General features: G+C 48.7%; 21 protein-coding genes. 4 read left to right on the plus strand and 17 right to left on the minus strand.

Features of this window, described 5'->3' with window-relative positions; genetic code table 11:
- Nucleotides 1-17: 17 nt before the first annotated feature.
- Nucleotides 18-1,328, minus strand: coding sequence for an ABC transporter substrate-binding protein (locus I2H74_RS20410; protein WP_195576091.1), 1,311 nt, complete (start codon nt 1,326-1,328; stop codon nt 18-20).
- A 476-nt stretch (nt 1,329-1,804) separates the two neighbouring features.
- Here I2H74_RS20410 and bioA point away from each other — a divergent pair, with 476 nt between their 5' ends.
- Nucleotides 1,805-3,202 carry an adenosylmethionine--8-amino-7-oxononanoate transaminase gene (gene bioA / locus I2H74_RS20415; protein WP_229106892.1) on the plus strand — a complete coding sequence of 466 codons (1,398 nt, stop codon included), beginning with the start codon at nt 1,805-1,807 and terminating at the stop codon, nt 3,200-3,202.
- A gap of 309 nt (nt 3,203-3,511) precedes the next feature.
- Here bioA and I2H74_RS20420 read toward each other — a convergent pair whose 3' ends face one another.
- The 3 genes from I2H74_RS20420 to I2H74_RS20430 are packed head-to-tail and all read right to left on the minus strand — an operon-like array spanning nt 3,512 to nt 5,790.
- The gene (locus I2H74_RS20420; protein ID WP_195576093.1) at nt 3,512-4,543 is read right to left on the minus strand and encodes an ABC-2 transporter permease; all 1,032 of its coding nucleotides are present in this window, start codon (nt 4,541-4,543) and stop codon (nt 3,512-3,514) included.
- Entirely contained in the window at nt 4,533-5,408 is an 876-nt protein-coding gene (locus I2H74_RS20425; protein ID WP_195576094.1) for an ATP-binding cassette domain-containing protein, read from the minus strand. Before I2H74_RS20425 ends, I2H74_RS20420 begins: the two co-directional genes overlap by 11 nt.
- Entirely contained in the window at nt 5,395-5,790 is a 396-nt protein-coding gene (locus tag I2H74_RS20430; protein WP_195576095.1) for a GntR family transcriptional regulator, read from the minus strand. The genes I2H74_RS20425 and I2H74_RS20430 overlap by 14 nt, the downstream gene beginning before the upstream one ends.
- Nucleotides 5,791-6,088: 298 nt before the next feature.
- On the opposite strand from I2H74_RS20430, the gene I2H74_RS20435 reads away from it, so the two are divergent.
- Nucleotides 6,089-6,511: a hypothetical protein gene (locus tag I2H74_RS20435; protein ID WP_195576096.1), complete on the plus strand. Its 423-nt coding sequence runs from the start codon at nt 6,089-6,091 to the stop codon at nt 6,509-6,511.
- A 294-nt stretch (nt 6,512-6,805) separates the two neighbouring features.
- Here I2H74_RS20435 and nadE read toward each other — a convergent pair whose 3' ends face one another.
- The 4 genes from nadE to I2H74_RS20455 form a co-directional block, all read right to left on the minus strand.
- Entirely contained in the window at nt 6,806-7,615 is an 810-nt protein-coding gene (nadE, locus tag I2H74_RS20440; protein ID WP_195576097.1) for an ammonia-dependent NAD(+) synthetase, read from the minus strand.
- 89 nt (nt 7,616-7,704) lie between these two features.
- On the minus strand, nt 7,705-8,139 hold the full coding sequence (locus tag I2H74_RS20445) for a BrxA/BrxB family bacilliredoxin (protein WP_195576098.1): 435 nt from the start codon (nt 8,137-8,139) through the stop codon (nt 7,705-7,707).
- A gap of 319 nt (nt 8,140-8,458) precedes the next feature.
- Nucleotides 8,459-9,241, minus strand: a complete 783-nt coding sequence (locus tag I2H74_RS20450) for a hypothetical protein (RefSeq protein WP_195576099.1) — start codon at nt 9,239-9,241, stop codon at nt 8,459-8,461.
- Nucleotides 9,242-9,262: 21 nt separating this feature from the next.
- Nucleotides 9,263-10,972, minus strand: coding sequence for a two-component system sensor histidine kinase NtrB (locus I2H74_RS20455; RefSeq protein WP_195576100.1), 1,710 nt, complete (start codon nt 10,970-10,972; stop codon nt 9,263-9,265).
- A gap of 214 nt (nt 10,973-11,186) precedes the next feature.
- On the opposite strand from I2H74_RS20455, the gene I2H74_RS20460 reads away from it, so the two are divergent.
- Nucleotides 11,187-12,446, plus strand: a complete 1,260-nt coding sequence (locus I2H74_RS20460) for an NAD(P)/FAD-dependent oxidoreductase (protein WP_195576101.1) — start codon at nt 11,187-11,189, stop codon at nt 12,444-12,446.
- Between the two features lie 81 nt (nt 12,447-12,527).
- Here I2H74_RS20460 and I2H74_RS20465 read toward each other — a convergent pair whose 3' ends face one another.
- The 4 genes from I2H74_RS20465 to I2H74_RS20480 form a co-directional block, all read right to left on the minus strand.
- Nucleotides 12,528-12,929, minus strand: coding sequence for a DNA/RNA helicase (locus I2H74_RS20465; RefSeq protein WP_195576102.1), 402 nt, complete (start codon nt 12,927-12,929; stop codon nt 12,528-12,530).
- 70 nt (nt 12,930-12,999) lie between these two features.
- The gene (locus I2H74_RS20470; protein WP_195576103.1) at nt 13,000-14,292 is read right to left on the minus strand and encodes an ABC transporter permease; all 1,293 of its coding nucleotides are present in this window, start codon (nt 14,290-14,292) and stop codon (nt 13,000-13,002) included.
- Nucleotides 14,289-14,990, minus strand: coding sequence for an ABC transporter ATP-binding protein (locus I2H74_RS20475; RefSeq protein ID WP_195576104.1), 702 nt, complete (start codon nt 14,988-14,990; stop codon nt 14,289-14,291). The genes I2H74_RS20470 and I2H74_RS20475 overlap by 4 nt, the downstream gene beginning before the upstream one ends.
- 105 nt (nt 14,991-15,095) lie before the next feature.
- Complete coding sequence (locus tag I2H74_RS20480) at nt 15,096-16,091, minus strand: NAD(P)H-quinone oxidoreductase (RefSeq protein ID WP_229106893.1); 996 nt, start codon at nt 16,089-16,091, stop codon at nt 15,096-15,098.
- A 166-nt stretch (nt 16,092-16,257) separates the two neighbouring features.
- Between I2H74_RS20480 and I2H74_RS20485 the strand changes: the two genes are divergently transcribed.
- The gene (locus I2H74_RS20485; RefSeq protein ID WP_195576105.1) at nt 16,258-16,734 is read left to right on the plus strand and encodes a MarR family winged helix-turn-helix transcriptional regulator; all 477 of its coding nucleotides are present in this window, start codon (nt 16,258-16,260) and stop codon (nt 16,732-16,734) included.
- A 199-nt stretch (nt 16,735-16,933) separates the two neighbouring features.
- Here the strand turns inward: I2H74_RS20485 and I2H74_RS20490 are convergent, their stop codons facing one another.
- The 5 genes from I2H74_RS20490 to I2H74_RS20510 form a co-directional block, all read right to left on the minus strand.
- Nucleotides 16,934-19,669, minus strand: a complete 2,736-nt coding sequence (locus tag I2H74_RS20490; RefSeq protein ID WP_229106894.1) for a putative bifunctional diguanylate cyclase/phosphodiesterase — start codon at nt 19,667-19,669, stop codon at nt 16,934-16,936.
- Nucleotides 19,670-20,011: 342 nt separating this feature from the next.
- The gene (locus I2H74_RS20495; RefSeq protein ID WP_229106895.1) at nt 20,012-21,586 is read right to left on the minus strand and encodes an MDR family MFS transporter; all 1,575 of its coding nucleotides are present in this window, start codon (nt 21,584-21,586) and stop codon (nt 20,012-20,014) included.
- Nucleotides 21,583-23,178 (minus strand): ATP-binding cassette domain-containing protein, encoded by a 1,596-nt coding sequence (locus I2H74_RS20500; protein WP_195576107.1) that lies wholly within the window; start codon nt 23,176-23,178, stop codon nt 21,583-21,585. The genes I2H74_RS20495 and I2H74_RS20500 overlap by 4 nt, the downstream gene beginning before the upstream one ends.
- Before the next feature lie 79 nt (nt 23,179-23,257).
- Nucleotides 23,258-23,863 carry an ECF transporter S component gene (locus tag I2H74_RS20505; protein WP_229106896.1) on the minus strand — a complete coding sequence of 202 codons (606 nt, stop codon included), beginning with the start codon at nt 23,861-23,863 and terminating at the stop codon, nt 23,258-23,260.
- A 115-nt stretch (nt 23,864-23,978) separates the two neighbouring features.
- Nucleotides 23,979-24,752, minus strand: coding sequence for an energy-coupling factor transporter transmembrane component T family protein (locus I2H74_RS20510; protein ID WP_195576108.1), 774 nt, complete (start codon nt 24,750-24,752; stop codon nt 23,979-23,981).
- Between the last annotated feature and the right edge of the window lie 85 nt (nt 24,753-24,837).

The following is a 24,837-nucleotide window of genomic DNA, read 5'->3' on the forward strand; positions in this document are numbered from 1 at the left end:
CTTTGATTTGCATCATCTTATTCTCTATCCAGCTCCTGCCTCAACGCATCAAGCTTCTGCTGCCCTTCTTGCTGTATGGCAGCTAACGCTTCATCAATGGTGGCTTTACGCTCCAGCACCTGTTCAAGATGCTCATTTACAATCATATAGAACTGCTCATGGAATTTCCCCGGGACATTCATGGGTTCATGCTTCTCCACCTTAGGCGGATACTTGTAAAAGGGCTCTTGGCTCCGTCCGCTAATCTCCCTCATATGCCCCGACCATAGGGAGCCTCCGCCTATTGTGTGTTCTTTGCTCGTAATAAACTGGATAAATGTCCAAGCCTCTTCAGGATAGGCTGAAGACTCAGGAATCGCAAGAATATGATCCAAAGACCATGTTCCAGGGTTAGACTCGGCGGGGCCGCCAGGAGACGTAACCATTTGCCAATTCAGCAAAGGCCACTCCTTCCGCTTGCTTTTGGCGCGATCAAGCTCTCCAAGCTGCAATGCTGTGGTTGGCGTGCCGATCGTCATCGCAGCCTTCCCTTCCATAAACCCGTTCGGCTCTTCCTCTTCCTGAACGACGATAGCACCTAATCGGAATGCACGATCAATCGTTTCGAATAATTCCTTCCATGGTTTAGTCTGTATCACCACACGCTCTCCCTGCCGATCCAGATAGCTAAGCTGCATCAGCTCCGCCATTTCTACACTAAAGTGTCCTTTGCCGTAGCGATAGCCCCCAGCAACTAGTCCCTGTACAGCCTCCGAACCGTTCGAAGTCTTAAAGCGCTCAGACAGCTTTATCACCTCTTCCCACGTCATGCCGTCCTTTGGATAAGGAACTCGGTACTGATCGAACAGATCCTTATTGTAGAAAAGGGCCTGCGTCTTCACATAGGAAGACAAGCCAAATAAGCTTCCGAGCCCTTTGGCCCGCAAATATTCAATTGCTGGAGGATGCATGTCCTCAATGGGATATTGATCTCTCTTGATAAGAGGATCAAGCTGAACAAGCGCGCCCTCCTCTGCAAGCTTCTGAAAAAGGCCCGGCGTTACGGCAATGACGTCTGGGGATTGCTTTTGTATGAGCTCAAGCATTTCGTCATACGGCACTCCGTTACTCGTATCGAGAATAATCGGCTCAAGCTTGATCTTGGGATGCAAAGCCTCAAAAGGCTGCTTATACTGTACGTTAAATTGATAATCATTCCATGCCATAATTTTAAGCGTTACCGCTGCTTGCTGCTCGCCAAGGGTGGCACAAGAGACAAGAAAGAAGCTCCAGCAGGTCAGCAGCATCGTGGACAGAGAGACTTTAGCCTTTATGTTCAAGCGAAACATTGCTTGCTGCTCCTTTCACGAATATCGGGTCAACATCTCCCACTTGGGATTGTTGTAGCTGAGCATTAGGTTGCTATTTCATAGGATGAAGGATCAAGATTAGGATTCATGCATGCGGATGATTTGACTCTATTGAGGGCGTTCTTATCATTCTAGTCAATGGATGATATCATTGTTTCACAACCAGATAATAGGAACAATATTACAAATCAAAGATATGTTATATAATTCAAAGCTATTTTATGTAACGGGACCTCAATAGATTCGTTCGCACTCAATATGATTATAGCCCCTCCTGAAAAATAATGTCCTCCCGTATGCGTTTGCCATTCCTTCGCCATTGTTATGGTTAAATGATTTAACTTGAACCATCAAATACATCTTCTCTCAAGTCATGCTTATCCACACTCTTTATATGTTAACCTCTATAGGTGTATAATAGGTTAACAATATAGATGGCGGAGGTGTTCTATTCTATGAAAACTCATATGCGAAAGCAAGCTCTTCGATCTCCTGAGCAAATCAACGAACTGCTCCAAAAGGACCGTCAATATGTATGGCACCCCTTTACGCAAATGAAGGATTATGAGGATCGCAATCACGTCCTCATCGATCGCGCAGAAGGCATCTTCCTCTACGATGCGGATGGAAGACAATATTACGATACCGTTTCCTCCTGGTGGTGCAATGTCCACGGTCACGGTCATCCTAAGATCAAAGAAGCGATTATGCAGCAGCTTCATGCCTTTGACCACATTATGTTCAGCGGCCTAACTCACGCCCCAGGAATTGAGCTCGCAGAACGCCTGGTCAACCTTACACCTGAAGGTCTGCAAAAAGTGTTCTACTCAGACAACGGATCAACGGCTGTCGAAGTCGCACTAAAAATGTCATTTCAATATTGGCAGCAGGTTGGAAAACCTGAAAAAAATAAATTTGTGTACCTCGACGGCAGCTATCACGGCGATACCTTGGGCGCCGTCAGCGTTGGCGGCGTTGAACAGTACCACGCTCTGTTCAAGCCGCTTCTGTTCCATGGCTACCGCATGCCTGCACCCGATCTGCGGCAGGCAAAGGGCCGTTCGCCAGCGGATGAGCTCATCGTTGCCGAGCTGGCGCTCGCCCCGCTTCGCGAGCTGCTCGCTAACGAGGCGGATCATATCGCCGGCATCATCGTGGAGCCGATGCTTATGGGCGCTGGCGGCATGATCATGACGCCTGCCTGCTACTTGCAGGAACTGCGCAAGCTGTGCACAGCACACCGTGTCCACTTGATCGCGGACGAGGTGGCGACAGGCTTTGGCCGGACAGGCAAGCTGTTCGCCTGTGAGCATGCGGACGTCTCGCCTGATATCATGTGCCTAAGCAAAGCCTTGACGGCAGGCATCATGCCGCTCGCCACTACACTGTGCACAAATGAGATTTACGACGCATTCTATGACGACTATGCGACCCAAAAGACCTTTTTCCATGGGCACAGCTTTACAGGCAATCCGGTCGCCTGTGCTGTTGCATTGGCGAGTCTTGATATCTTTCAGGAGGAAGCCGTTCTGGATCGAATGCAGAGCACGATTCACGCTCTTGCAGAAGCTTTGCACTCTTGCGGTCTCGCTGAGCTCCCCTATGCAGCGAATATCCGTCAGCTCGGGCTTGTCGCTGCCTTTGATCTTTACCAAGATGCAAAGAATCGGATCGCCTTCTCTGCTGATAGACGAATCGGCGCTGCCATATACGAGGAAGGCTTCGAAGAAGGGCTTATCCTGCGTCCGCTTGGAGATACGATCTATTACTGGCTGCCGCACTGTACAACACCTGAGGATGTGAAGGATATTGTGAACCGTACGCTTCGCGTCCTAAGGCGAATATTGGGCTGAATCTAGCCCCACATGCCTCGCCAAGAAGCAATGGAGGCGTAAACAGCAGGATGATGTATACATCAACTTCTGGATCATACGTCATTCCTCGTTCAACCTGCCCATGAGGCCGTGCGTTCAGCTTTTGCTAGCACCATAATAAAAGGACCTAGCCTCCACAGATCGTGGAAGCTGAGGTCCTTTTATTCCTAATAGGGCTGACCCTCTGTAATGATAATGATTGAACCCTTTAAGAGGAGCCCATTTCGTCCAATTGTCTTTTCTCTCTATTTGAGGTGTTCTCTATCTGATGCGGTGCGTTAAGATGCATTATATTTTTAATTTCACGTTTGTTAACCAGCGTATGATAAAGTAACCGATAAACAATGCTGCAAGGAAACCAATGCAGTAAGCAGCAGGACTATTCGTAAATACCCCCGTCGATACGGTAGCACCAAGCAGAGCGAAGCACAGCGTGAAGCCTACGCGAAGGATCACTTCAAAGCTTGGCAGGATGACGAGCTTGCCGTTATTTTCTGCCTTGTTGTGTTTAAACAAGAGCAAGCCTACTACAAATAGAGTCACGGTCAATGCAATAGAGATAGTCCAAAATCCTATATCCCCATCTGCGCCCCGAACGTCGTTAAACAGGTATTGCTCCGGTCTGTGAATATTCGGAACGATAGAAGAATAATAGACATCGCCCTCTAGAGTTGTTTCCTTTTTAAGTGTCGAGATGTCAAACGCCCAGCAGAATCTCATCACCATCAAGCGGATGAACTCTGGCAGTAAAGCTAAAACGGCTAAGAAGGAAATTTGACTGAATACGCTGCCGCACACCGTGCCCATCGCGAGCATCAGCGTATACAAGGTTAGATTAATCAACATGGCTCTTAAGAGTGTCATCACATACCCGCCCCATTCAATAAACGGAGCAAGCTGTGAGGTAGCGAGCACAATAGCATCCAATGCCGCGCTGAACAAAAAGCATCCGATCAGAAAAGCAGCACCAAGCAGCCATTTCGTTGTATAAATATGAGTGCGCGAATAAGGCAAAGACAAAGTGAACTCCTGCATATTGGATCTGCGCTCAAATCCCATCTGCCATAAAGCCAGAATCGTTCCCAGCACGAGCATGAGAACTTGAATGTTCATGACGGCATCCATCCATGGATCATAGCCTGGGTTCATGACGATGCTCTCCACAGTATTGTCGATCAGCCGTTGTTCCCCAAACCACCACCGATTCATGTTATATAGTGGCAAAGTTGCGAATCCTAGACCGAGCATCGCCCACAGCATCACGCGGACCTGTCGATATTCCTTGAACCATAATCCTGGATCAAAAGCTTTACGCCACATCCCCGTCACCTCCTGATTTCCAGGTGAACCAGTCCTCAAGCACAAGAGCCAGCTCATCGATCAGCAGCACGTCTTGCTCCTTCAATGAGGCATACAGGGATTCCGACTCCAGCAGCACCGTATAGACCCGACCAATCTGCTGAAGCACATGTACATCCGCCTGCTTCAGCCACTCCTTGCTTGCCCCATCTGCAAAGACAATTTGCAGCTTCCGTACCTTCTCGCGGAGATCTTCAAGCATCCACTGCTCCTCGGTCTGTCCGTCTTTTAAGAGGATAATAGAATCCGCAATGCGATCCAGCTCATGCAGCATATGAGAGGAGATCAAGATGCTGCTATCTGGTGTTACCGACTCCATAATAAGCGCGAGCAGCTGCTTCTTCGCAACCGCATCCACGCCGTTCGTCGGCTCATCAAGCAGAATCACCTTGGCTCTCGTTGCTAGGCCAAGCGCTGTGCTGAACAGCATCTTCATCCCTTTCGACAGTGATCTGACCGATTTGTTTAAGGGCAGCCTGAATCGTTCCATGGCCTCACGGAAGTACGCACGGTCGAAGTTCGGGTAGATCCTTGCATACAGCTCCTCACAATGCTTTAATGTGTAGCCTTCAAGCGCTGTTGGCGCATCAGGCACAAATACAATGTCCCGTTTCACTGACGATATTCGATGAACGTCTATCTCATCCAGTGTTACTTGACCTTGATCGGGATCATAGATTCCGACCATCAACCTCATCAGCGTGGTCTTCCCTGTGCCATTTCGGCCAATGAGACCTGTAACGGTTCCCGGCTTAAGCTCAAAGCTCGCTCCGCTGAGCACAGCCTTGCCGTCAATCTGCTTATGCAGCGAATCAATCCGCAGCACGTTCATCCCCCCATAATGATTGACTTTCCGATCGAATCATCTCTTCAAATTGCTTGCGTGTAAGCCCGAGGCTCTTCGCCTCGACGACCAATCGCCGAAGCTCCCGCTGCAGAGCTTCCGTCCGTTCTGCAGCCATCCTAGGCGCTTCATTCGAGGACACAAAGGTTCCTTTGCCGCGTATCGTCTTAATGACACCCTGCCGTTCAAGTTCTTGATACGCCTTGCTCACCGTATTCGGATTTATAAGCAGCATAGAAGAAAGCTCCCGCACGGAAGGCACCTTATCCCCCGCTTTCATCGCTCCCTTGACGACAAGTGCCTTCAGCTGCTCAACGATCTGCTCGTAGATGGGTGTCGCACTATGCTCCTGCAGCCGTATCATCGCTTGCCTCCTCTTGTGGCGAAGCACATCTGGACTTCGCATCAACTGTATTACTATGTATAGTACACTTAATACACATAATATACCTATCTTTTATCCAGCGTCAACCTCTACAAGGATAAATGGGGGTGCTTGATTGCGGCCTACATGGCAAAACAGTAGACATTATCTTCTTTTATATGCCATATCCTACCGTTTCATCTGGCGATTAAGAGTGCTAAAATAGGGGTAATTTACCCTCAAAGCCTTGATCATCTAAGAATAAGGCTTCTGTATGTGGAAAGGGAGGAGAATGAACATGACGATGACTCTATTGGTGGCGAAGCCTGCAGCACAGCATATGGAATCTGAGCTTTCAGAGCTGCAGCAGGTGCTCACAACGCTCACCGCCCGCCCTGCACAAGTGGCTTACTCCACTTTTGTCGAGACGGTTGTTGATCCTAAGGAAAGTATACAGCTGACGACCATACAGCAGCTTAAGCATCCATTTTCACCACTTCAGCTGAAACAGGAGCTTAAGGAAGAGGAGGTTCTCATGGTTTACGGCGACCGCTATGGTCTTCTTGTCATTGCAGGCTCCGATGCTGCACTCTCTCAATCGTGCACGAAGCTTGGCATGCTTCTGCGCGAGAAATGCACGACTTCTCACGATCATCATCCGCATTTAGAGGAGATCTATTGGTCTGGCTCTGTCATTCTAGATCAGCCTGTAGTGGCTTGAACGGGCTTATATCCCGCCAACCTAGAATCTAATGATACTTAGAAAACAGCACTTATGAATTGTATATATAAAAAAACAGTCCGTCACAGGCTCACCTTGATGGACTGTTTTTTTATGGCTTATTCGTGCAGCAGGAGCATGCTTCTACTCCATAGGCACATGACAAAGAGGCTGCCCCTTGGTTAACCTGATATGCACCCCTTACAGCAGATGGGTAAAACGCTGCTGCAGGGGCATATCAGCCAAGTGACAGCCTTTCCTCTTCATTCACAACCTGATTCTTGGCATGTTCAATTAAATGCCAGGAATCGCCGAGCGTTTATGCTCAGTCTTTCTATATTGACGCTCGATCTTCTCTATTGCTTCATCAGATACCGATTTGCCTTCGAGATAGTCGCTATTTTCATCATAGGTGATCCCAAGCTCTTTTTCGTCTGTCTGACCTTCCCATAGGCCTGCTGTCGGTACCTTGTCAATAACACTGGTAGGAACGCCTAGATAACGAGCCAATTGGCGAACCTGACGCTTATTCAGCGATGAGAGCGGCGTGATATCAACCGCACCGTCTCCCCACTTCGTGTAGAAGCCTGTAAGAGCTTCAGAAGCGTGGTCCGTTCCAACAACAAGAAGATTGAGATCGAACGCGAGTGCATATTGGGTCACCATGCGGACACGGGCCTTAACGTTGCCTTTCCCCGGAATGCTGATATGACGATGAATATTTAATTGCTTAAAGGCTTGTTCCGTTTCCAGGGCAATCTCATTAACCGCATCTTCTACATTCGTTTCAACCGTATGCTTCAGCTTGAAGGCTTCCGCTACAGCGTAGCTGTCTTGAATATCTACTTGTTCACCATAAGGCTGGAACACGCCAAGGGTCATATAAGGCTTGCCTGTCTCTGCTGACAATTCATCTGTCGCCTGCTTGCAAAGTCCTGCTGCAACAGCACTGTCAATCCCCCCGCTGATCGCAATCAATAGGCCGCTCGTGCCTGAATCTGTGACGTACTTTTTCAAGAAATCTACGCGCTTGCGTACTTCCTCTGCTTCATCAATCTGAGGCTTTACGCCAAACCGTTCGATAATCTCTTGTTGTAGGCTCATCTCCATAGTTCCCCTTTCCTCTGCTTCAATGTTGTGCAAAAATCCCCGCACATGCAATATGTGCGGGGGCTTTCGTCCTTCTATGACGCTTAGCGGCAGAAACGCTCATAAGCTGCAGTCAATTCAGCTGAAATCTCTTCTGCAGAACGATTCTCCACACTATGACGCTCGATGAAATGCACGAGCTCCCCATCCTTCATCAAGGCAATAGATGGAGAAGATGGTGGGTACGGCGCAAAATATTCACGTGCTTTTGCCGTTGCTTCCTTATCTTGTCCAGCGAACACCGTAAATAGATGATCCGGTGTTGCCTCGGCCTCCAATGATTGGCGAACGCCTGGACGGCATTGTCCTGCAGCGCAACCACATACGGAGTTCACCACGACAAGGGCTGTGCCCTTTGCAGTTGGAAGCTTCTCTTCTACTTCTTCTGCTGTGCGCAGCTCGATAAAGCCAACCTTTGTCAACTCATCACGCATAGGTTGGACCATATCACGCATATATTGCTCGAATGACATCGACATCCTCGTTCACTCCTATAGTAAAGTATGTTACGATAGAACATTCATAACACTCTATCGGTAAATATTGTACCATGCCTAGAAGTGAAAGCAAGGGCATCAGAACAACATTCTAGACTAGGTAGACGGAATGTTCGGTCCGTTAAGCTTCTTGTCTGGAGTACTGGAAGCTCCCTTATTCCCACGATTCGCTTTCTCTTGCATTTCTTGTTCCTTTGAATTGTTGCTGCTCACAGGTATCCCTCCTTTCCCACACATAAGTCAGTGCTATTATGTGCGAATAAAGACAGGATTATCCGCTGCGAGCTCACCAGTCCGTACACTACAAACCAGGCTTAGCCTGCTCTGCTTCCTCTATCGTTTCCTCTTTAGACCATTCTTGCTTTGCCTTCATAAGCAGCTTGCGCCGCTCCCGTTCCCGGGTAATAAAGTAGCAGCAGATGAGAAGGAAGACATACAGCCATTGATTGCTCGACATCGACATCCACGCGATCTCTGGAGGAATCCATAGCGACAGCAGCAAGCCTGACGTCCCCATAAAGGCGGTACTGTACTGCGCGTCTTTCAGCGAGCCAAGCGGTCTTCGCAGCAGCCACAGCACTAACAAAACGACGATCGCTATAAATGATTCGATAGGCGGCAGTGCCTGCGCTATCCCACCAGGAAGCGGAAATGGCGTCATGCCTGGTGCTGTCTCGGTCATATAAGCATACAAAAAGCCATAGCCGACGAGCCACATTAAATAGCCCTGTGCAGCCAAATCCGTTAACACGGCGAGCGACAACTGATGCTTGCGTGCATATAAGATGGACCAGGAAACAAGCCCGATCACAAGCAATACATTTCCATTAATCGAGGTCCCCGATAAAAACAACAGCGCTTTGGGCTGCTCCCAAATAACAGAAGGCGAATCCCATAGGTAGCCGAATTTTTCATTAAGCAGCAGCACAAGCATCACCGTCATCGCCCATTCCATCCACGGCTTTACTGGTTTGCTTTCGAGCTTTAAACGAAGAGAGATTGCGACCAGCGCTAAGACAAGCGCGCCGATCAGGGCAAGCAAATCCCACTTCAGCGTTAATGATCCAAGTTGTATGACATCCATAGTGTCCTCCATATCTTGTTGCTACATGGCCTGGGATTGAAGAATGGGTTGTACATGATCTTCTGTACGGAATGAAACGATAAAGCGAGTACCTTGACCGGCCTCTGACTCTACCCGTATCGTTCCATTATGACGCTCTACGATGCTCAGACACAACGGCAGGCCTAGACCTGTTCCCTTCGTCTTGGTTGTAAAAAATGGCTCAAAGAGCTTATCTAGCGTCTCCTTCGGTATTCCAGGCCCATTATCCTGTACGATTAACTCTACGAATTGTCCTTCAGATCTTGTCTCAATCATCAGGCTCCCCTTGTCGTCCATCGCCTCCATGGCGTTGCGGGCAAGATTAAGCAGGAGCTGCTTGATTTCCTTCGGATTGAGCAGCAATTCCGGCACATGTTTATTTAATCTTAACGTAATCTCCTGACCTCGCAGATTGGCATCCGCCTGGACCAGCGGGGAGATCGTATTGATGAGATCATGCAGGTGCATTCTCTCTTTTTCGACGATACGATTCTGAGCGAGGGACAAAAAATCGTTAATAATGCTGTTTGCCCGATCCAGCTCCTCCATTACAATCTTATAGTAATCATCGAGGTGATTCGGGCTCTTCTGTCTCATCAGCTGAATGAAGCCGCGTACGACGGCCATCGGATTTCGAATCTCATGGGTAATGCTGGCTGCCATCTGCCCAACAAGGCTAAGCCGCTCCATGTTGCCCATCTCCGCACGCAGCTGAACAAGCTCGGTAATATCATGCATCATAGCAACAGCGCCAACAATCTCATCGGTTTCCTGATTCTTCATCGAAGCTGCACGAATCAGGTACGTTCTGCCCTCCACCGTAATCACATCGCTTTGCAGGCTCTCGCCTCTAAGCACACGGTGAACCAGCAGCTCCTGTCCGCGCCAGAAGCGTGTCGTCTGAATGATGCTGTGATATTCTCTCCCGATCAAGTGGCTTGCAAGAGGCATTTGATCCTCACGGAATAGCATAGACATCATCATTTGGTTAATACCCGTAATGCGTTCATTCGCATCAACCGATATAACCCCAAGCGGCGTCGCATCGATCACCTGATGCAGCTTGTGCGCCTCCTGCCGATATTGCCTCCACACCGAAATATAGCCTTGCTGCAGGTAAGCCTTCTCCCTTGCACTCTCAACAAAGTACACGACTAAGCCGGCCGCACCAAGGAAGACCGTTCCAAAGATGGCCATAAATAAAAAGACTTCGAGATCAAAAATAATCGAATGATTCCATAACGCGATAACGTAATAAAGGAAATAAAGCAGCATGCCAAGCACCGCGAAGCTCATCACGATGTAAACGCGCTTTCTCGTCCCTGCCTGGCGAAACTTGCTGATAGACAAAAATAGAAACGGTGTCAAATAAATAAGTGCATCGCTCCACATGGCGACGGGGTACTGAGCAAGGCTGAACCCAATTAATACAATAACATAAAAGCCGACAATAAGGCTCCCAATGAGATAGCCACCGTACAAAATACCAAGCGTATAAGGAATGAGACGAAAATCAAAGGGCTGAACCGTTGCCTTAAAATAGTAAAAGGAGAGCATCATGCACAGTAACACCGATAAGGATGAGAAAAATCCAATGTTATAGTGAGCCTTAGAGATACGCTCCGGCTTCATCGTATAGATCTGGCACGAAAAAGCCGGAAGATAAGCAATAAACACTTGCAGCAGTGTTTCCTTTAAAGCAGCGTACATAATCTCCCTTCTTTCTCACGCTGGTTATTTCTGCCTGTATTAAAACATACTCATGCTGTTAAAACAATCACTAAAGTACATCTTTTAACAACTTTTTATGTTTTTTGGTTGCAATCGACATAGACAAGGCTACAATGATACAAGAAATGCTTCATCCCGATATTTGAAAAAAGATAGCGGATACAATCAAAGTAACAGCAAAAGGAGTTTCAGCATGCACCGTACACAAGTTGTAGTTGTAGGAGGAGGACCTTCTGGCCTAATGGCTGCTATTGCCGCAGCTGAACAAGGCGCCAGCGTCACTCTTGTCGATAAAGGCAATAAGCTTGGACGCAAACTAGCCATCTCTGGCGGAGGGCGCTGCAATGTAACCAATAATAAGCCGATTGACGAGCTCATTCGCTTTATCCCTGGTAACGGCCGTTTTCTTCACAGCGCTTTTCAGCATATGAATCCAGAGCGCATCATAGCCTTCTTTGAACGGCTTGGAATCGCTTTAAAAGAAGAGGATCATGGACGAATGTTCCCCGTGTCCGACAAAGCAAAGTCTGTCGTCGACGCCTTGATTGGCGAAGCCGTTCGCCTGGGCGTAACATTGCGTATTAACGAACCCGTGGAGCAAGTCATATATGTAGATGATGCTGTAAAAGGGGTTCGCTTAAAGAGTCAGGAAGTGCTTCCAGCTGATGCTGTCATCCTTGCAACCGGTGGACGTTCCGTTCCACATACGGGATCAACCGGAGATGGTTATCCGTGGGCTGAAGCTGCTGGGCATACGATAACGGAGTTATATCCAACAGAAGTCCCCTTAACGTCCAATGCTTCCTTTATCCGTGACAAAGTGCTTCAAGGCCTCTCCTTGCGGGATATTGCCATTACGGTGTGGAACGAAAAGGGCAAGAAGCTTATTACTCATGAAGGAGATCTGATCTTCACACACTTTGGGCTGTCCGGTCCCGCTGCTCTTCGCTGCAGTCAATTCGTCGTTAAAGAATTGAAGCGCTCCAAAAGAGAAACCGTGCCTGTCACGATCGACCTGAAGCCTGAGCTAAGCCTTGATGCAGTCAGCCAATGGGGGCTATCCGTTTGGTCCAAGGAGCCGAAGAAGGCAGTAAAGAACATTATGAAGCAGATGGTGCCAGAACGCATGGTTCCGCTGCTGCTGGCCATGGTCAACATGGACGACTCCACTACCCATGACCATTTTCAGAAAAAGCAGTGGGCGGATCTCTGTGAGCTGATGAAGGCATTCCCGATGAAGATAAGCGGTACTCGCTCCATCGAGGAAGCGTTTGTCACAGGCGGTGGCATTCATTTAAAAGAAATAAATCCAAAATCAATGGAATCTAAGCTGACAAGAGGATTGTTCTTCTGCGGAGAGATTCTGGATATTCACGGCTATACAGGGGGGTATAACATTACAGCCGCCTTTGCTACTGGTTACACCGCTGGCCATCATGCTGCACAGCAGTAAGCCTCATCATTCCTATAAACAAGCAGGAGCCAGCCAAAGACTAGAACATGGCTCCTGCATCCCATTTTCATCACAACAACACTATAAGTGAACCCCGCCAGGAAATTGATTGCTCAGGTCATCATCCCAGCCAATCGCTTCTTCCTCTCTGTGGGACAAATCATCGCCTCTTGGGTCAACCTCCGCATAAGTCGGCTGATCCACCCAATCTTCATTAACGATGTGAGCAGGAATCGGGATCATATGCATCCCATAAGCTTCATCCATGACACTCATTTCCGTACGGTCTGCTTCTTCTATCAAGCTGCCTCCGCAGGCTTCGACAATTTCGAGTGCAGAGGTAAGGTCCTGACGCTCAATATGGATATGCAGTCTTTCTCCTTGCTCTCTTACAGGATCGTATCCAAGTTCCTGCAGCGTATCATAGGCATGAACAAGTCCTTGGCCATCCTTGAATTGAAATCGTAATACTGACTGTTCCATCGCCATCCTCCTCAAGGGAATTATCCTAATTGTTAATATCCCCATATGAGGAGGAATCATGCTTCACGTCTTATGATGAGGTCGTCTCTGACGTTTCCTCAACCTCTTTATGCTCTTTTCGCTTGTAGCCAATCAGAGTCATCACAACGCGAGCGATAAACATGGCAGCGAACACGCCAATCGCTCCGTACAGCAGCCCCATCCCTACAGATTGGGTCATGAAGCCACAAGCAAGTCCCCATAACAAACCTGGCAGGACAGCGTTAACTGTCGCAAAGTGCAGGCTCGCGATACTAAGCTGTGTGCCATCAAAGCTAAACATGTTCCATACGTCGCTATCTACAAGCTCGCGCCAGTACATATTCAGCCATACACCAAGGATAACGCACAGCACGGGAAATACAATCAGTCCTAGTGCGGCGAGGGCTCCCGAACATAGAACAATCGCAATCAACCCCACACCTGTAAGCTGCGAATAGAAAATCATGTGCGAGGAGCTTCTCCACAGCGTCTTTACGCCAATTGCGCCAATTTGCTGACCGGGACCCTTTACTTTGTAGAGATAACCAGATCGACGGAATAGCAAAGGTTGACTGCCCTTGCGCTTGCGCTGCTTCGTGTCGACTGCCTGTCTCAGCAGGATGCCTGTCAGTTTCATCTTAGTCTCGAGCTCCAAGTCGACATCTCGCTCAAACGTGTACATGACGCGTACTCGCCAGTATGCCAACAGCATGATGAAGAGTAAGACTCCAACCAAGGCACAGCCAAAGAGGAAGGGATGCTGGATGATATAAGCTGTCATGAAGCGAAACATCACAATTAAGAGCAGATTCCACAGCCATCCCACGAGCACCCGACGAATTCCCGCAAATTGCACGAGGATGCGATTACGAATAAGAGCATGCAAGAGTGAAAGGGTATAGCCCCAGATCAAGAGCAGCGCCACCATGCTTTGCGAGAAGCCAAAGCCTTTGAATAACAGCGGCAGTAGAAGAATCGTGATCATACCAAAGCTTAGAAGCTGCCGAATCGACAATTCCATAAGTCCGAATCCGACGAAGCCGCGTACCCAGGCAGGACGCTGACGCAAGAATAAAATATCTCCTGGCTCAGCCCATGTCCGCAGGCGGGCAAAGAAGAGAGGCAGCAGGAATGGATATATCCATAGATTGTTCACAGAGGAGAGGATTTCGGGAAGCACTGGATTCTGCACCCACTCCAGATAGAATTTTAAGCCTAGCAGAAAGGCTGGTATGACAATATATAAGCCAACCGTCCAATCGATTACCGTTCGCAAAGCTCGCCATTGGTAAGATGCATTGGAACGAAAACGGCGACTCGCAAGCTTCCAAGGATTCATCATGTAAGCACCTCGAAGATGTCCATCAACGTTCCATCGCTTACTCCACTTTGTTCTCGAAGCTCATCAAGGGTACCATTTGCGATCATGCGTCCGCCATGGATTAGGATAAACCGATCACAAATGCGTTCAGCTGTATCGAGTACATGCGTGCTCATTAAGACGCCGGCACCATTCTCACGCTCAGCGGCAAGCATATCTAAGAAGCGCTTCGTTGCTCTTGGATCAAGGCCAACAAAGGGCTCATCCACAATATAAAGCGACGGCTTCAGCATGAAGGCAAGGATCAGCATCAGCTTCTGCTGCATGCCTTTAGAGAAGCTTGTTGGGTATTGATGAAGCACATCTGCCATCTGAAACCGCTCCGTCAATATGCGCTCATGCTCCTCATACTGCTCGCTAGTCATTTCATAGGCAGCTGCGGCAAGCTGCAAATGCTCTTTCATCGTCATTGTCTCATACAGGACTGGCTGCTCAGGCACATAGGCATACCTGCCCGTTCCGTCTTCACCAATCTGAATATTTCCTTTAACGACCCTCATCACACCGAGTATCGACTTCATTGTCGTGCTCTTGCCAGCACCGTTCGGACCAATCAAGCCAACCAACTCTCCTGGATTGACATGAAAAGAAATGCCGTGAATCTTCATATCCTGTGGACTATAGCCCGCTTCATCAATATGTACCTTTAATGCACTCATGGCTGACACACCCCTGATCTTCTTCTCAAAAAGCGATTGCCATCGCTCTTCAACCTTTTACATTATCAAATCAAGCAGCTGTTTTTCTGCTTGATTGATCACAATTCACTTAGGCGATGGAACGCGTACAACCAGCTTGCCGATGTTTTGATTGCTCTTCATTCTTGCATGAGCCTCATTCACCTCAAATGGCTCGTACACGCTGTCGATAACCGGAATCATTTCTCCCGAACGAAACTTCGGCATCACCCGTTCTTCAAATTCATTCTTTAAGGCAACCTTGCGCTCATGCGGGAGCCCTCTTAACGTGCTTGCGATGAGATGAATCCGTTTCAACATAGCAGGCATCAAATCAACCTGATCAATCTTCGAGCCACCCATCGTGCCGTAGAGGACCATCCGGCCATCAAGCGCCAATACCTCCATATTATCCTGCCAGTAGGCAGCTCCAATCGGGTCCAAGACAAGCTCTACGCCATGGCCTCCTGTTTCCTTTAGTACAATATCACGGAACGATTGCTCTTTATAAGCAATCGCAAGGTCCGCTCCCAATTCCTTCACCGCTTCTATCTTTTCATTGGAGCCTGCGGTTGCGTAGACTTGAGCCCCTACCGTCTTCGCAAGCTGAATAGACGCCGTGCCTACTCCACTTGCAGCCGCATGGATCAACACTCGCTCACCGCTCGACAAGCCTCCAAGCTGGATCATATTCAAATACGAGGTAAGATACACCTCCGGAATCGAAGCGGCCTGCTCCAGATGCAGCTCCTCAGGCACCCGGATAGCGGTATCTGCCTTGATGACGACGTATTGTGCGTAACCACCGCCAGAAAGCAGCGCCATGACACGGTCGCCAATATTCCAATCGGTTACAAGTTCTCCCTTCTCCTCTATCGTCCCAGCCATCTCAAGCCCTAGAATGGGAGATGCACCTGGGGGTACAGGATAGGTTCCTTCTTTTTGCTGAAGATCCGCCCGATTCACTGCTGTGGCATGTACGCGAACGAGAAGTTCATCACTACCGCAAGCAGGCTTCTCGACCTCTCCCCAGTATAAGTTGTTCGACTCATCCACTAAACAAGCTTTCATCATTTGACTCATGACCTGACCTCCTCTTAAATTTCTTCTATACTTAACCATAATCTACAAGTAAAAAAACTTCAAATTTATTGTGTTCAATCTTTCACAAATGTGATTAATGATATATTTTCATCTTCATTTTCATAATAAGATGAAATCGTAACCATTCTTTTAAGGTGGGATAACCATGCATGACCATTTAGATCGTGAAACTGAGGTATCCTTGCACTTGTTTCGTGTATTTTCTAAAGCATTCAAGAGCATCTCGGACCATTCTTCCGCATGCTGCAAAAATGAAGGTTTTAATCCGACGGACTTTGCTGTTCTTGAAATACTCTACAATAAAGGTGCACAGCCCATTCAACAGATCGGCTCTAAGCTTTTGCTGCAAAGCGGCAATGTAACCTATGTCATCGATAAGCTGGAGCGAAACGGCTATCTTCGTCGTCACCCTTGTGCGAAAGATCGTCGCGTCATTTTTGCTGAGCTGACAGAGAAAGGGCAAGACGTTATGGGTCGAATCTTCCCTCGTCAAGCCAATATGCTTAATCGGGCGCTAAGCGGACTTTCCCTCGAAGAGAAGGAAATGGCGATTGATCTATTGAAGAAGCTTGGCATGCAAGCAGAGAAGCTAGGAACATCTCCTGCAAAGAAATCTGTGTAAGGCGCGTTGAAGTGATAATCAAGCTGAAGACCTCTTTAGACATCACATCATGACCAGCTTGAATCCTTTTAACCTCTATACGTGTCATGAAGCTCACAAGCGAGCTCGTGATCACATACAAAAGAGCCGGTATAGCTTTACCGGCTCTTTTGTATGTGATTTTTATTCAATCGATCTATAGTTTTGAACACTCGCGTTACTATTGCTTCGCTTCCATCAGCATCTGCAGCGGCATGGAGAATTCTCGGAATCGCGCCTGGAACTCATGTGCAGGCAGCGGCGGGCTGATTAGGTAGCCTTGATATTGATGGCAATTGACGGATCTAAGGAACCTCAGCTCCTCCATCGTCTCTACCCCTTCCGACATCACCTTTAGATTCATGCTCTTCCCGATATGAATGACAGCCTCTACGATAGAAGCATTTGCGCTATCATTTTGCACATAGCGGATAAAGGAGCGATCAATCTTTAACACGTGAATCGGCAGTGTCTTCAGGCGGCTGAGCGATGAATATCCTGTTCCAAAGTCATCAATCGCGATGCGGATGCCTCGATTTTTAAGCTGATTCAGCACATGATTCCCATGCTCTACATTCTTGTTCACATAGCCTTCTGTAATTTCCAGCACCAGCCGCTCCGGATCGAACCTCGTCTCTGCGAGAATACGATCCACCATTTCCACAAAGTCCTGGTTCAGGAACTGCCTTAACGATACATTGACGGATAAATCAAAAGGCGGCAGCTTATTCGACTCCACCCACTCTCTATGCTGGATGCATGCTGTGCGGAGCACCCACTCCCCGATCCGAATAATGAGCCCTGTCTCCTCCGCAATCGGGATGAACTTAGCCGGAGAAATAAAGCCGTGCTCTGGATGATTCCACCGAATTAACGCTTCCGCTGCACTGACTCTGCCTGAGGAATCCACAATAGGCTGATAGTTCAAGATCAGCTCTTGGCGGTCAAGCGCCTTGCGAAGCTGGCCTTCTATCGTTGCCATCTCGTGCAATTGATCGGAATGCAGCTCATCATAAAAGATTGCATTCTGTCCCCCGCGGTCCTTCGCCGCATACATAGCAGTATCCGCCCGCTTCAGCAGCACAGTCGACTCCTTGCCATGCTCTGGATACATCGCAATCCCGATGGATGGCGATACAAACAGCTCGTAGGACAAGACGAAGAAGCTGTCGTGGAACACCTGTACAATGCGCTCTGCTACTTTCTTCACATCAGCCTTCGTGTAATCCTCAAGCAAGACGACAAATTCATCGCCACCAAGCCGAGCGATCATCGCAGATCCCTGCAGTCTCGAGATTTGCGAGCTAAGCCGCTGGGCAACTCGAACGAGCAGAAGATCTCCCACATTATGACCTAACGAATCGTTAATATGCTTAAAGCGGTCGAGATCAAGGAACATGAGCGCAATGGCTCCCTCATTCTCCTCCGCTCGTTCAATCGCTTCTTCAAGCTTAGAAGTAAAATGATAACGATTCGGCAGCTGCGTCAGCGGATCATAATACGCAAGCTGCTGTAAGCGTTCTTCCGAGTTTTCAAGCTTGTTGGTCTGATTGCGAAGCTTATCGTTCATTCGTCTCATTTCATAGAATACTTCGATTAATCGTTCAGACATGGTTCTGAAGTTATTCTCCAGTGCTCGGATATCACTGATTCGACTCATCGGCCATGTGATGGATTGGGAGGTGATCAGCTTTGCCGGCATGCCTGTCGTAATCGTCATAAGTTGATTCAAGACGCGGGATATGTATCTTGTTATAAGAAAAGCCACCGCTCCGACAATAAGACACAAGATAAAGATGTTCAGAAACTTGGACAAATAAAGCGAAATCGTATTTTCTGAAAACACAGCAATAGGGATAAGCGTTATTATTTTTTGCATAGGCAAATCCGTATACTGCTTGATCAATACGTAATAGCCATCGTTCCATCGTCTTGTATCATAGTCATACTGACTTTCTGAAGGTAGCCATTGATAGAAGCGATGCTGAATGAGCTTCTTTTCCTGTACAGGCTGATCCTGTTTGGGCTCCAGCTCCATCAGCTGAATCCCCTGCTTCTCTAGCTCAATCATGTTCATCTTATTAAAAAAAGGAGCATCCGTAGAGGCCATTAGCTTGTCCTCTCGGTCATATACAGCTATTTTGAGCAGATGGTTGAGCGAGAATAGATTCAGCTTCTGCTCGAGCTGCTTGATATTGTCTTCATTTCGTATGTATAGGCCGTGCTTGTCTTTCATGCTTAAGTTATTCGCCCAGTCCATCGCAACCCTAGACTGACTCTCAACCAGCGATAAAGAGTCTGCCTCGATCTCAGAGCGCATCTGATGGCTGTCGAGCACAAGATTGATCATAAACGGGATAAAAACGGCGATCATGCACAAGTGAGCGAGCAGTTGGTTCAAGGATACGAGCTTGCGTTCAAGCCGTGGAATGATGCGATGCCACGGTACAAAGGTCAGCAGGACGTCGGCAATAAAGACATTAAGCAAGCCATTCATTGCAAACATAAAGTATTGCAGAATCGCCTCTGAGTTGAAGCTATAGGTTTGCAAATAGAAGAAGAGTGTCGCCAGCGGCGCGCCGATGCCAAACCAATACAACCCATCCAGCAGCAGCAGAGGCCTCTTCGTTCGCTCATGCAAAAATCCCACAATGAGAATCTCAAGTCCGATCAATAGCAGAATAATGGAGCCATGCTGAGTATAATAAAGCGATAAGGTCAGGGATAGAGCAGATACGGCGCCCCACGCCCATCCGAACAAGCCGGACAGGAGCAGGAGCACAGAGCTGCAAAGGATAAATTCAGCCCCATAAGCGTATTGGATCCCATTTTGACTCAAATATAACGTTAGGGCCATTAACAAGATATATATAAGAATTGATCTTAATGTAGAAAGTGGAATCAACGTTCGCCGCATATCCATGGAGCTCCTTTTCCGTCGAAGAAACATATTCTTATACTCCTACAATAAATACTCCAAGAATGGTTGCTTGAAACAAAAGTGTCTGATATAGGTGAATCCTGCAACATTTGCATTGGAATGGTTACCGCTTATATTTCGACATAAAGCTATGAATTCCTACTTCAAGCCGTGAAAAAACCTCTTGGAAGGAACGTCAAAGTCGCGCCCCTTCATCACGGCCACAGGTGTTTCGCCAAATAGCGCATAGCGATCACTCAAACAACACTTCAGATACAGCCAAGACTTTGAAGACAAAAAGGCCGGAAGCTCTTGGCCTCCGGCTAGTGTTCTTATGAGCTAGGATACAGCTTGATTCTGTTTCTGACTCTCTTCGGAACGTCGACTTGGCATAAAGATGGTATACAAACATGCAACAATAGCAATACCTGCTGCAAGCATAAATACACTTTGCAGACCTTGTTCCAGGAAGCCTCGAAGCGGCCCGATCAGATCGGCTGGCAGCTCCTTAGCCCCTTCTGCAGATAATAGATTGTTCAGGTCGTCACTCGTTACTTTGCTCGCAATGTCCGCTCCTGCATTCTTTACAGCACTTGCAATATGGGTATTCAAGTATGTACCGAACACCGCAATGCCGATCGTCTGCCCTAAGGTTCGAACGAAGGAGTTAAGCGCTGTTGAGCTCCCGCGCTCCTTCCAGCTGACCGATGACTGTACAATGACAATAAAGGATGTGAACGAGAAGCCAAAGCCAAAGCCCGCGATGAACATTAGCACCATGATCATCATAATCGAGCTGTCACTCGATATGAAGGTAAGCCATATGGAGCCTGCCACAATCGCGATCGTGCCGATAAAAGCCGTAATCTTGCCCCCACTCTTAATCAGAAGCCGTCCTCCGACGATAGAGCCAAGAAGCCAGCCAATCGACATCGGCGTAAGGGCAAGACCCGAGCTCTTCGCACTCTGTCCAAGCACTCCTTGCACCCAAAGCGGCAGATAGGAGTTCAACCCAATCAGTACCGCACTTAATAGAAAGCTCACGCCATTGGCCACGGAGATGCTGCGATTCTTGAATAGATGGAACGGAACCATCGGCTCTTGAACCTTTAGTTCTATATAGAAGAATAGCGCTAAGAAGAGAATGGATACTGCAATCAGGACGATCATCAGCGTGGAATCCCACGCCACCATGCTTCCTCCGGTAATTAGGATGACCAAGAAGGCTGTCATCCCGATCATAAACGTAAAGGTGCCGCCGTAATCGATCGATTTCTTCTTGCGATCAATCTTCTCATGAAATAGAACTGCAATCATCCACACCGAAATGATGCCAAACGGTACATTGAAGTAGAATATCCAGTGCCAGCTTAAGGAGTCCACGAAGATGCCGCCGACAAGCGGTCCAACAAGCCCCGCGATTCCCCAGATGGAGCTGAATAATCCTTGAATCTTCGCACGTTCCTCAAAATTGTAAATATCGCCTACAATAGTCATCGTGACCGGCGTCAGTGCCCCTGCCCCGATCCCTTGAATCGCTCGGAAGATGACCATCTGGGTCATATTCTGAGACAGACCGCAAAGCATGGAGCCTAGAACAAACAGCACCGAGCCAAATATAAAAATATTTTTGCGACCAAACAAATCCGACAGCTTGCCGAAGAATGGCGTCGATACCGCAGTTGTAAGCAAATAGGCGGCATAAATCCAGCTGATCAGCTGCAGCCCGCCAAGGTCTGCCACAATCTTCGGGATCGCTGTGCTTACGACCGTAACCTCAATTGCCGCTAGGAAAGTAGACAGCAGCAAAGCCAGCGTCACAAGCTGACGCTTTCGACCTGGCTGCATGGTTGCCTCATGCTGCATAGCAGAAGGGGCGCTGCCACCCTTTATATCCTTTTTCTCCGTCATCATGCCATCTCCCCTTTTTCATTACATTCGTTGCTACAGATCTGCAATACACCGTTCTCAAGCTTCCAGCTTTGATAGCTGTGCCTAGATCTCACCTGTTCCCATAACGGATCATGCGTAATCACAAGGATGGCTGCTCCACGTCTTCGCTGTGCTTCGCACCAACGTACCACATGCTCTGCCGCTTCTAGATCAAGACCAGACGTTGGCTCATCCAGCAGCAGCAAAGCAGGTTCATGCGCGCTTGCAATCCATAGCGCGAGCTTACGCTGCTCAGCTAGGGACAGTTCCTGTGGATGGTGGTTGGCAAGCTCGAGCAGTCCAAGCTCACGCAGCTCCGCTTGAGCCCACGACTCAGCCGCAGGACAAGCAAGCATCGAGGCTGGATGCCTCTCCTTCGGCAAAGCCTGTATCGCCTTGCATACCATGAGCGCTTCATTCCATACCGAATCCGCGAGGAAGGAGGCCGCTGCACGCTGAGGAGCGTAGCCTATCGTCTGTGCCAGCTTTTCTCCTCGCATGCTCCTTAATGCTTCGCCGCAAAGATAAATGCGACCCTCCACCGGCATCATAGCGCCCGTGATAAGGCGGAATAGCGTAGACTTTCCAGCTCCATTGCGCCCGTGCAGCAGGGCGCACTCTCCCGAACGAAGCGCTGCCTCAGCCTGCTTTAGCGCATCTTGCCCTGCTCCTCTGTATCTTGCTCGTACTTGATCAAGATACAGGACAGCATTCTTCTCAGCCATGGGATCGATCACATTCGAACTCCCGACAGCACCGACACTCACGTCTCCGATATCGTCCTCTGCAAGAGGTCGCGATCCATGTTCCTTCGTTAGTCCGGAAGCATCGCATGCTCTAACTTCTTCAGGCAGCCATGTAAGCTTACCATTCTCCATATGCCAGGTTTGCGCCTTCCTAACGAGCTTGCTGGCCTCTTCCCCTTCCTCTGTATCTATAGACCGGGAGGTAAAGAGAACCAGCGCTCCTCCTGACGACTCCGTCCATTGGAGCAGCTTGGCGTAGAAAGATCGCCGCCCTTCAACATCAAGCTGACTCCAAGCATCATCCACAATGAGAAGATGCGGGGCCATCGTCCAGATTGACATGGCCGCTACCCGCTGCTGCTCTCCCCCTGACAGCGTATCGACATGTCTCTCGCGATAAGCATCCATTCCGAAGAAGGCTAGCTGTTCCTCGATTCGCTGATTGATTTCTTGTGGGTTCACGCCCAGATTCTCCGGCCCAAAGGCTAATTCATCCTCGACTGTGCCAATCACAAACTGCGAGACGGCATCAGCGCTGATATACCCTGCAATCAGCGAATCTTTTCTTAACACTTCCCCCGTACGCTCTCCTTCATGATCTTGAAGCAGCCCTGCAAGGAGCTTAGCCAGCGTTGATTTGCCCGAGCCGTTGCGTCCGACAATCATATGGATGTCTCCGTTCTTCAGCGAGAAGGAGCAATCGCGGATGATTGGTGCCTTCTCTCCAACATAGGCAAAGGTCACACGCACTAGGCGTATGACCTCCTGAACATCAAGGGAGCGTATGGAGCTGCCACTTGAAGCAATCGTCTTCTCTGCGTTATCCACCTCGTTCCCTCCTTGTCCTCTCTCTTTACCATAAGCGACAACATGCGAATGCATGCCTAGTCATGATTCATTTCATCCGCTAAGCAGACCGATCCATCGCGTCCCGTCCAAGCGCAAATGGACGAACATAGCGTGTATGTTTGATGCGGTCACCCAGCCACTTCGTTAACCATCCGCACAAGAGCATACCGCTTATACAGCGTATCACAAGCGTGACGATCAGCACCCACGACTCGTAGTGGATGTATCCGAACATAAAGGCGGCAATGATATACCATAACGGCGTCATCGCAACGCCTGTGAAGAGCATGACACTCCAACCGAAGCGCTTGTATCGGAATAAGTAGAAGAGCGGCTCCACAATCACCGCATAGCACAGGGCAGCTATAATCGCAGACCAAGGTCCATAGCTTGTCCCTATCATAATCTGCATCAATGCGCCGATAAGATAAGTAAACAACGCCGCACCTGGCTTACGAATGATATACATCGCAAGCAATCCATAGACCATATATAAGCCGACAATCGTTGAAGTCAACATAGAGCCTCCAAGGCTTGTGAGCAGCTGGTTTACATGTGACAACAGGCTTGTAAGGACCCCGTTCATCGCTGCAAGCAGGGCCATAAGCACCCACTCCATCAGCGTGATTTTACGCCACTCCTGAACAAAATTCTTTTTAAGCATAAACGTCCTCCCCAAACATGATCCAATCTTTCAGCTATTTAGGATAACAAGCACGCAGCTGTGATAGCTGAAATCTCGCCTATAAGAAGAAGCCTCATCCGCTCTCTTCCCATCCTTAAAAATACCATATGGATGCAGCAGCTGCACCTAGCGAACAACAAGCCAATAGCTTGCCCGCATGCGTTATCGACAGCTTCCGCCACTGCGTTCGTTCTCCTTTGCCGAACTGCTTGGCTTCCATCGCTGTCGTAACGGTCTGAACCTCACGCAAAGCGGCGTGCACGACGGCAAGCATAAGCGCGGCTGATCGCTTGATTCGTGCCTTCATTCCTGTGCTGCGCGTTAAAGCACGAAGCTTCTGTGCCTGTCGCACTTGCTCCACCTCGCGGGTCAAAAGCGGCACGAAGCGCAGAGCGATTGCGGCAGCGTATGCAAACTTCGCTGGCACGCGCAGCTTCCCTACTAGAGCAGCAATGACATCGCGTGGCTCTGTCGTCGTCGCGAATACGATCGACGATAGAAACATAACAAGCGCTCGACACGTCAGCGTGATAGACATCACGAATGCTTCTTCCGTAAGCCAGCGCCCTGATCCAAACATCGGCGTTTGCCCTGGCAGCACGAGCCACTGAAAGATGACCAGCGGCAGGCCAAAGCCTGCGCACCATCCAAGCACGAGTTTCCATCTGCGCATGCTCCAGTCAGCGCCTGTCCCTGCAATGACGAGAATGGATAACAGCCATAAAGCTTGTCCTGCAGCAGACACGGTCATCATGCTAGCAAAGCCTGTGCTCAACAGCCATATTCCTTTTGTAATCGGATCGATTCTAGTCAGCCAATCCAGCCTTCTTGCAGAACGCTGGCCATCGATTCGTTTCTCTGCTTTCATTTATTCTCACCTTATACGAATACATCTCTGCTGATGATTTAGGAACCCATTCTATCCTACCATATTTTTCATTGACGGAAAGGAC

Origin of the sequence: Paenibacillus sp. 1001270B_150601_E10 (genome assembly GCF_015558675.1) — a bacterium.
Classification (GTDB): Bacteria; Bacillota; Bacilli; order Paenibacillales; family Paenibacillaceae; genus Paenibacillus_B.

Excerpts from the sequence above, each read along its gene's own strand:
- I2H74_RS20410 (WP_195576091.1), bottom strand. The coding sequence starts at position 1,328 with ATGTTTCGCTTGAACATAAAGGCTAAAGTCTCTCTGTCCACGATGCTG.
- bioA (WP_229106892.1), top strand. The coding sequence starts at position 1,805 with ATGAAAACTCATATGCGAAAGCAAGCTCTTCGATCTCCTGAGCAAATC.
- I2H74_RS20420 (WP_195576093.1), bottom strand. The coding sequence starts at position 4,543 with ATGTGGCGTAAAGCTTTTGATCCAGGATTATGGTTCAAGGAATATCGA.
- I2H74_RS20430 (WP_195576095.1), bottom strand. The coding sequence starts at position 5,790 with ATGATACGGCTGCAGGAGCATAGTGCGACACCCATCTACGAGCAGATC.
- I2H74_RS20435 (WP_195576096.1), top strand. The coding sequence starts at position 6,089 with ATGACGATGACTCTATTGGTGGCGAAGCCTGCAGCACAGCATATGGAA.
- nadE (WP_195576097.1), bottom strand. The coding sequence starts at position 7,615 with ATGAGCCTACAACAAGAGATTATCGAACGGTTTGGCGTAAAGCCTCAG.
- I2H74_RS20445 (WP_195576098.1), bottom strand. The coding sequence starts at position 8,139 with ATGTCGATGTCATTCGAGCAATATATGCGTGATATGGTCCAACCTATG.
- I2H74_RS20450 (WP_195576099.1), bottom strand. The coding sequence starts at position 9,241 with ATGGATGTCATACAACTTGGATCATTAACGCTGAAGTGGGATTTGCTT.
- I2H74_RS20455 (WP_195576100.1), bottom strand. The coding sequence starts at position 10,972 with ATGTACGCTGCTTTAAAGGAAACACTGCTGCAAGTGTTTATTGCTTAT.
- I2H74_RS20460 (WP_195576101.1), top strand. The coding sequence starts at position 11,187 with ATGCACCGTACACAAGTTGTAGTTGTAGGAGGAGGACCTTCTGGCCTA.
- I2H74_RS20465 (WP_195576102.1), bottom strand. The coding sequence starts at position 12,929 with ATGGAACAGTCAGTATTACGATTTCAATTCAAGGATGGCCAAGGACTT.
- I2H74_RS20470 (WP_195576103.1), bottom strand. The coding sequence starts at position 14,292 with ATGATGAATCCTTGGAAGCTTGCGAGTCGCCGTTTTCGTTCCAATGCA.
- I2H74_RS20475 (WP_195576104.1), bottom strand. The coding sequence starts at position 14,990 with ATGAGTGCATTAAAGGTACATATTGATGAAGCGGGCTATAGTCCACAG.
- I2H74_RS20480 (WP_229106893.1), bottom strand. The coding sequence starts at position 16,091 with ATGAGTCAAATGATGAAAGCTTGTTTAGTGGATGAGTCGAACAACTTA.
- I2H74_RS20485 (WP_195576105.1), top strand. The coding sequence starts at position 16,258 with ATGCATGACCATTTAGATCGTGAAACTGAGGTATCCTTGCACTTGTTT.
- I2H74_RS20490 (WP_229106894.1), bottom strand. The coding sequence starts at position 19,669 with ATGCGGCGAACGTTGATTCCACTTTCTACATTAAGATCAATTCTTATA.
- I2H74_RS20495 (WP_229106895.1), bottom strand. The coding sequence starts at position 21,586 with ATGATGACGGAGAAAAAGGATATAAAGGGTGGCAGCGCCCCTTCTGCT.
- I2H74_RS20505 (WP_229106896.1), bottom strand. The coding sequence starts at position 23,863 with ATGCTTAAAAAGAATTTTGTTCAGGAGTGGCGTAAAATCACGCTGATG.
- I2H74_RS20510 (WP_195576108.1), bottom strand. The coding sequence starts at position 24,752 with ATGAAAGCAGAGAAACGAATCGATGGCCAGCGTTCTGCAAGAAGGCTG.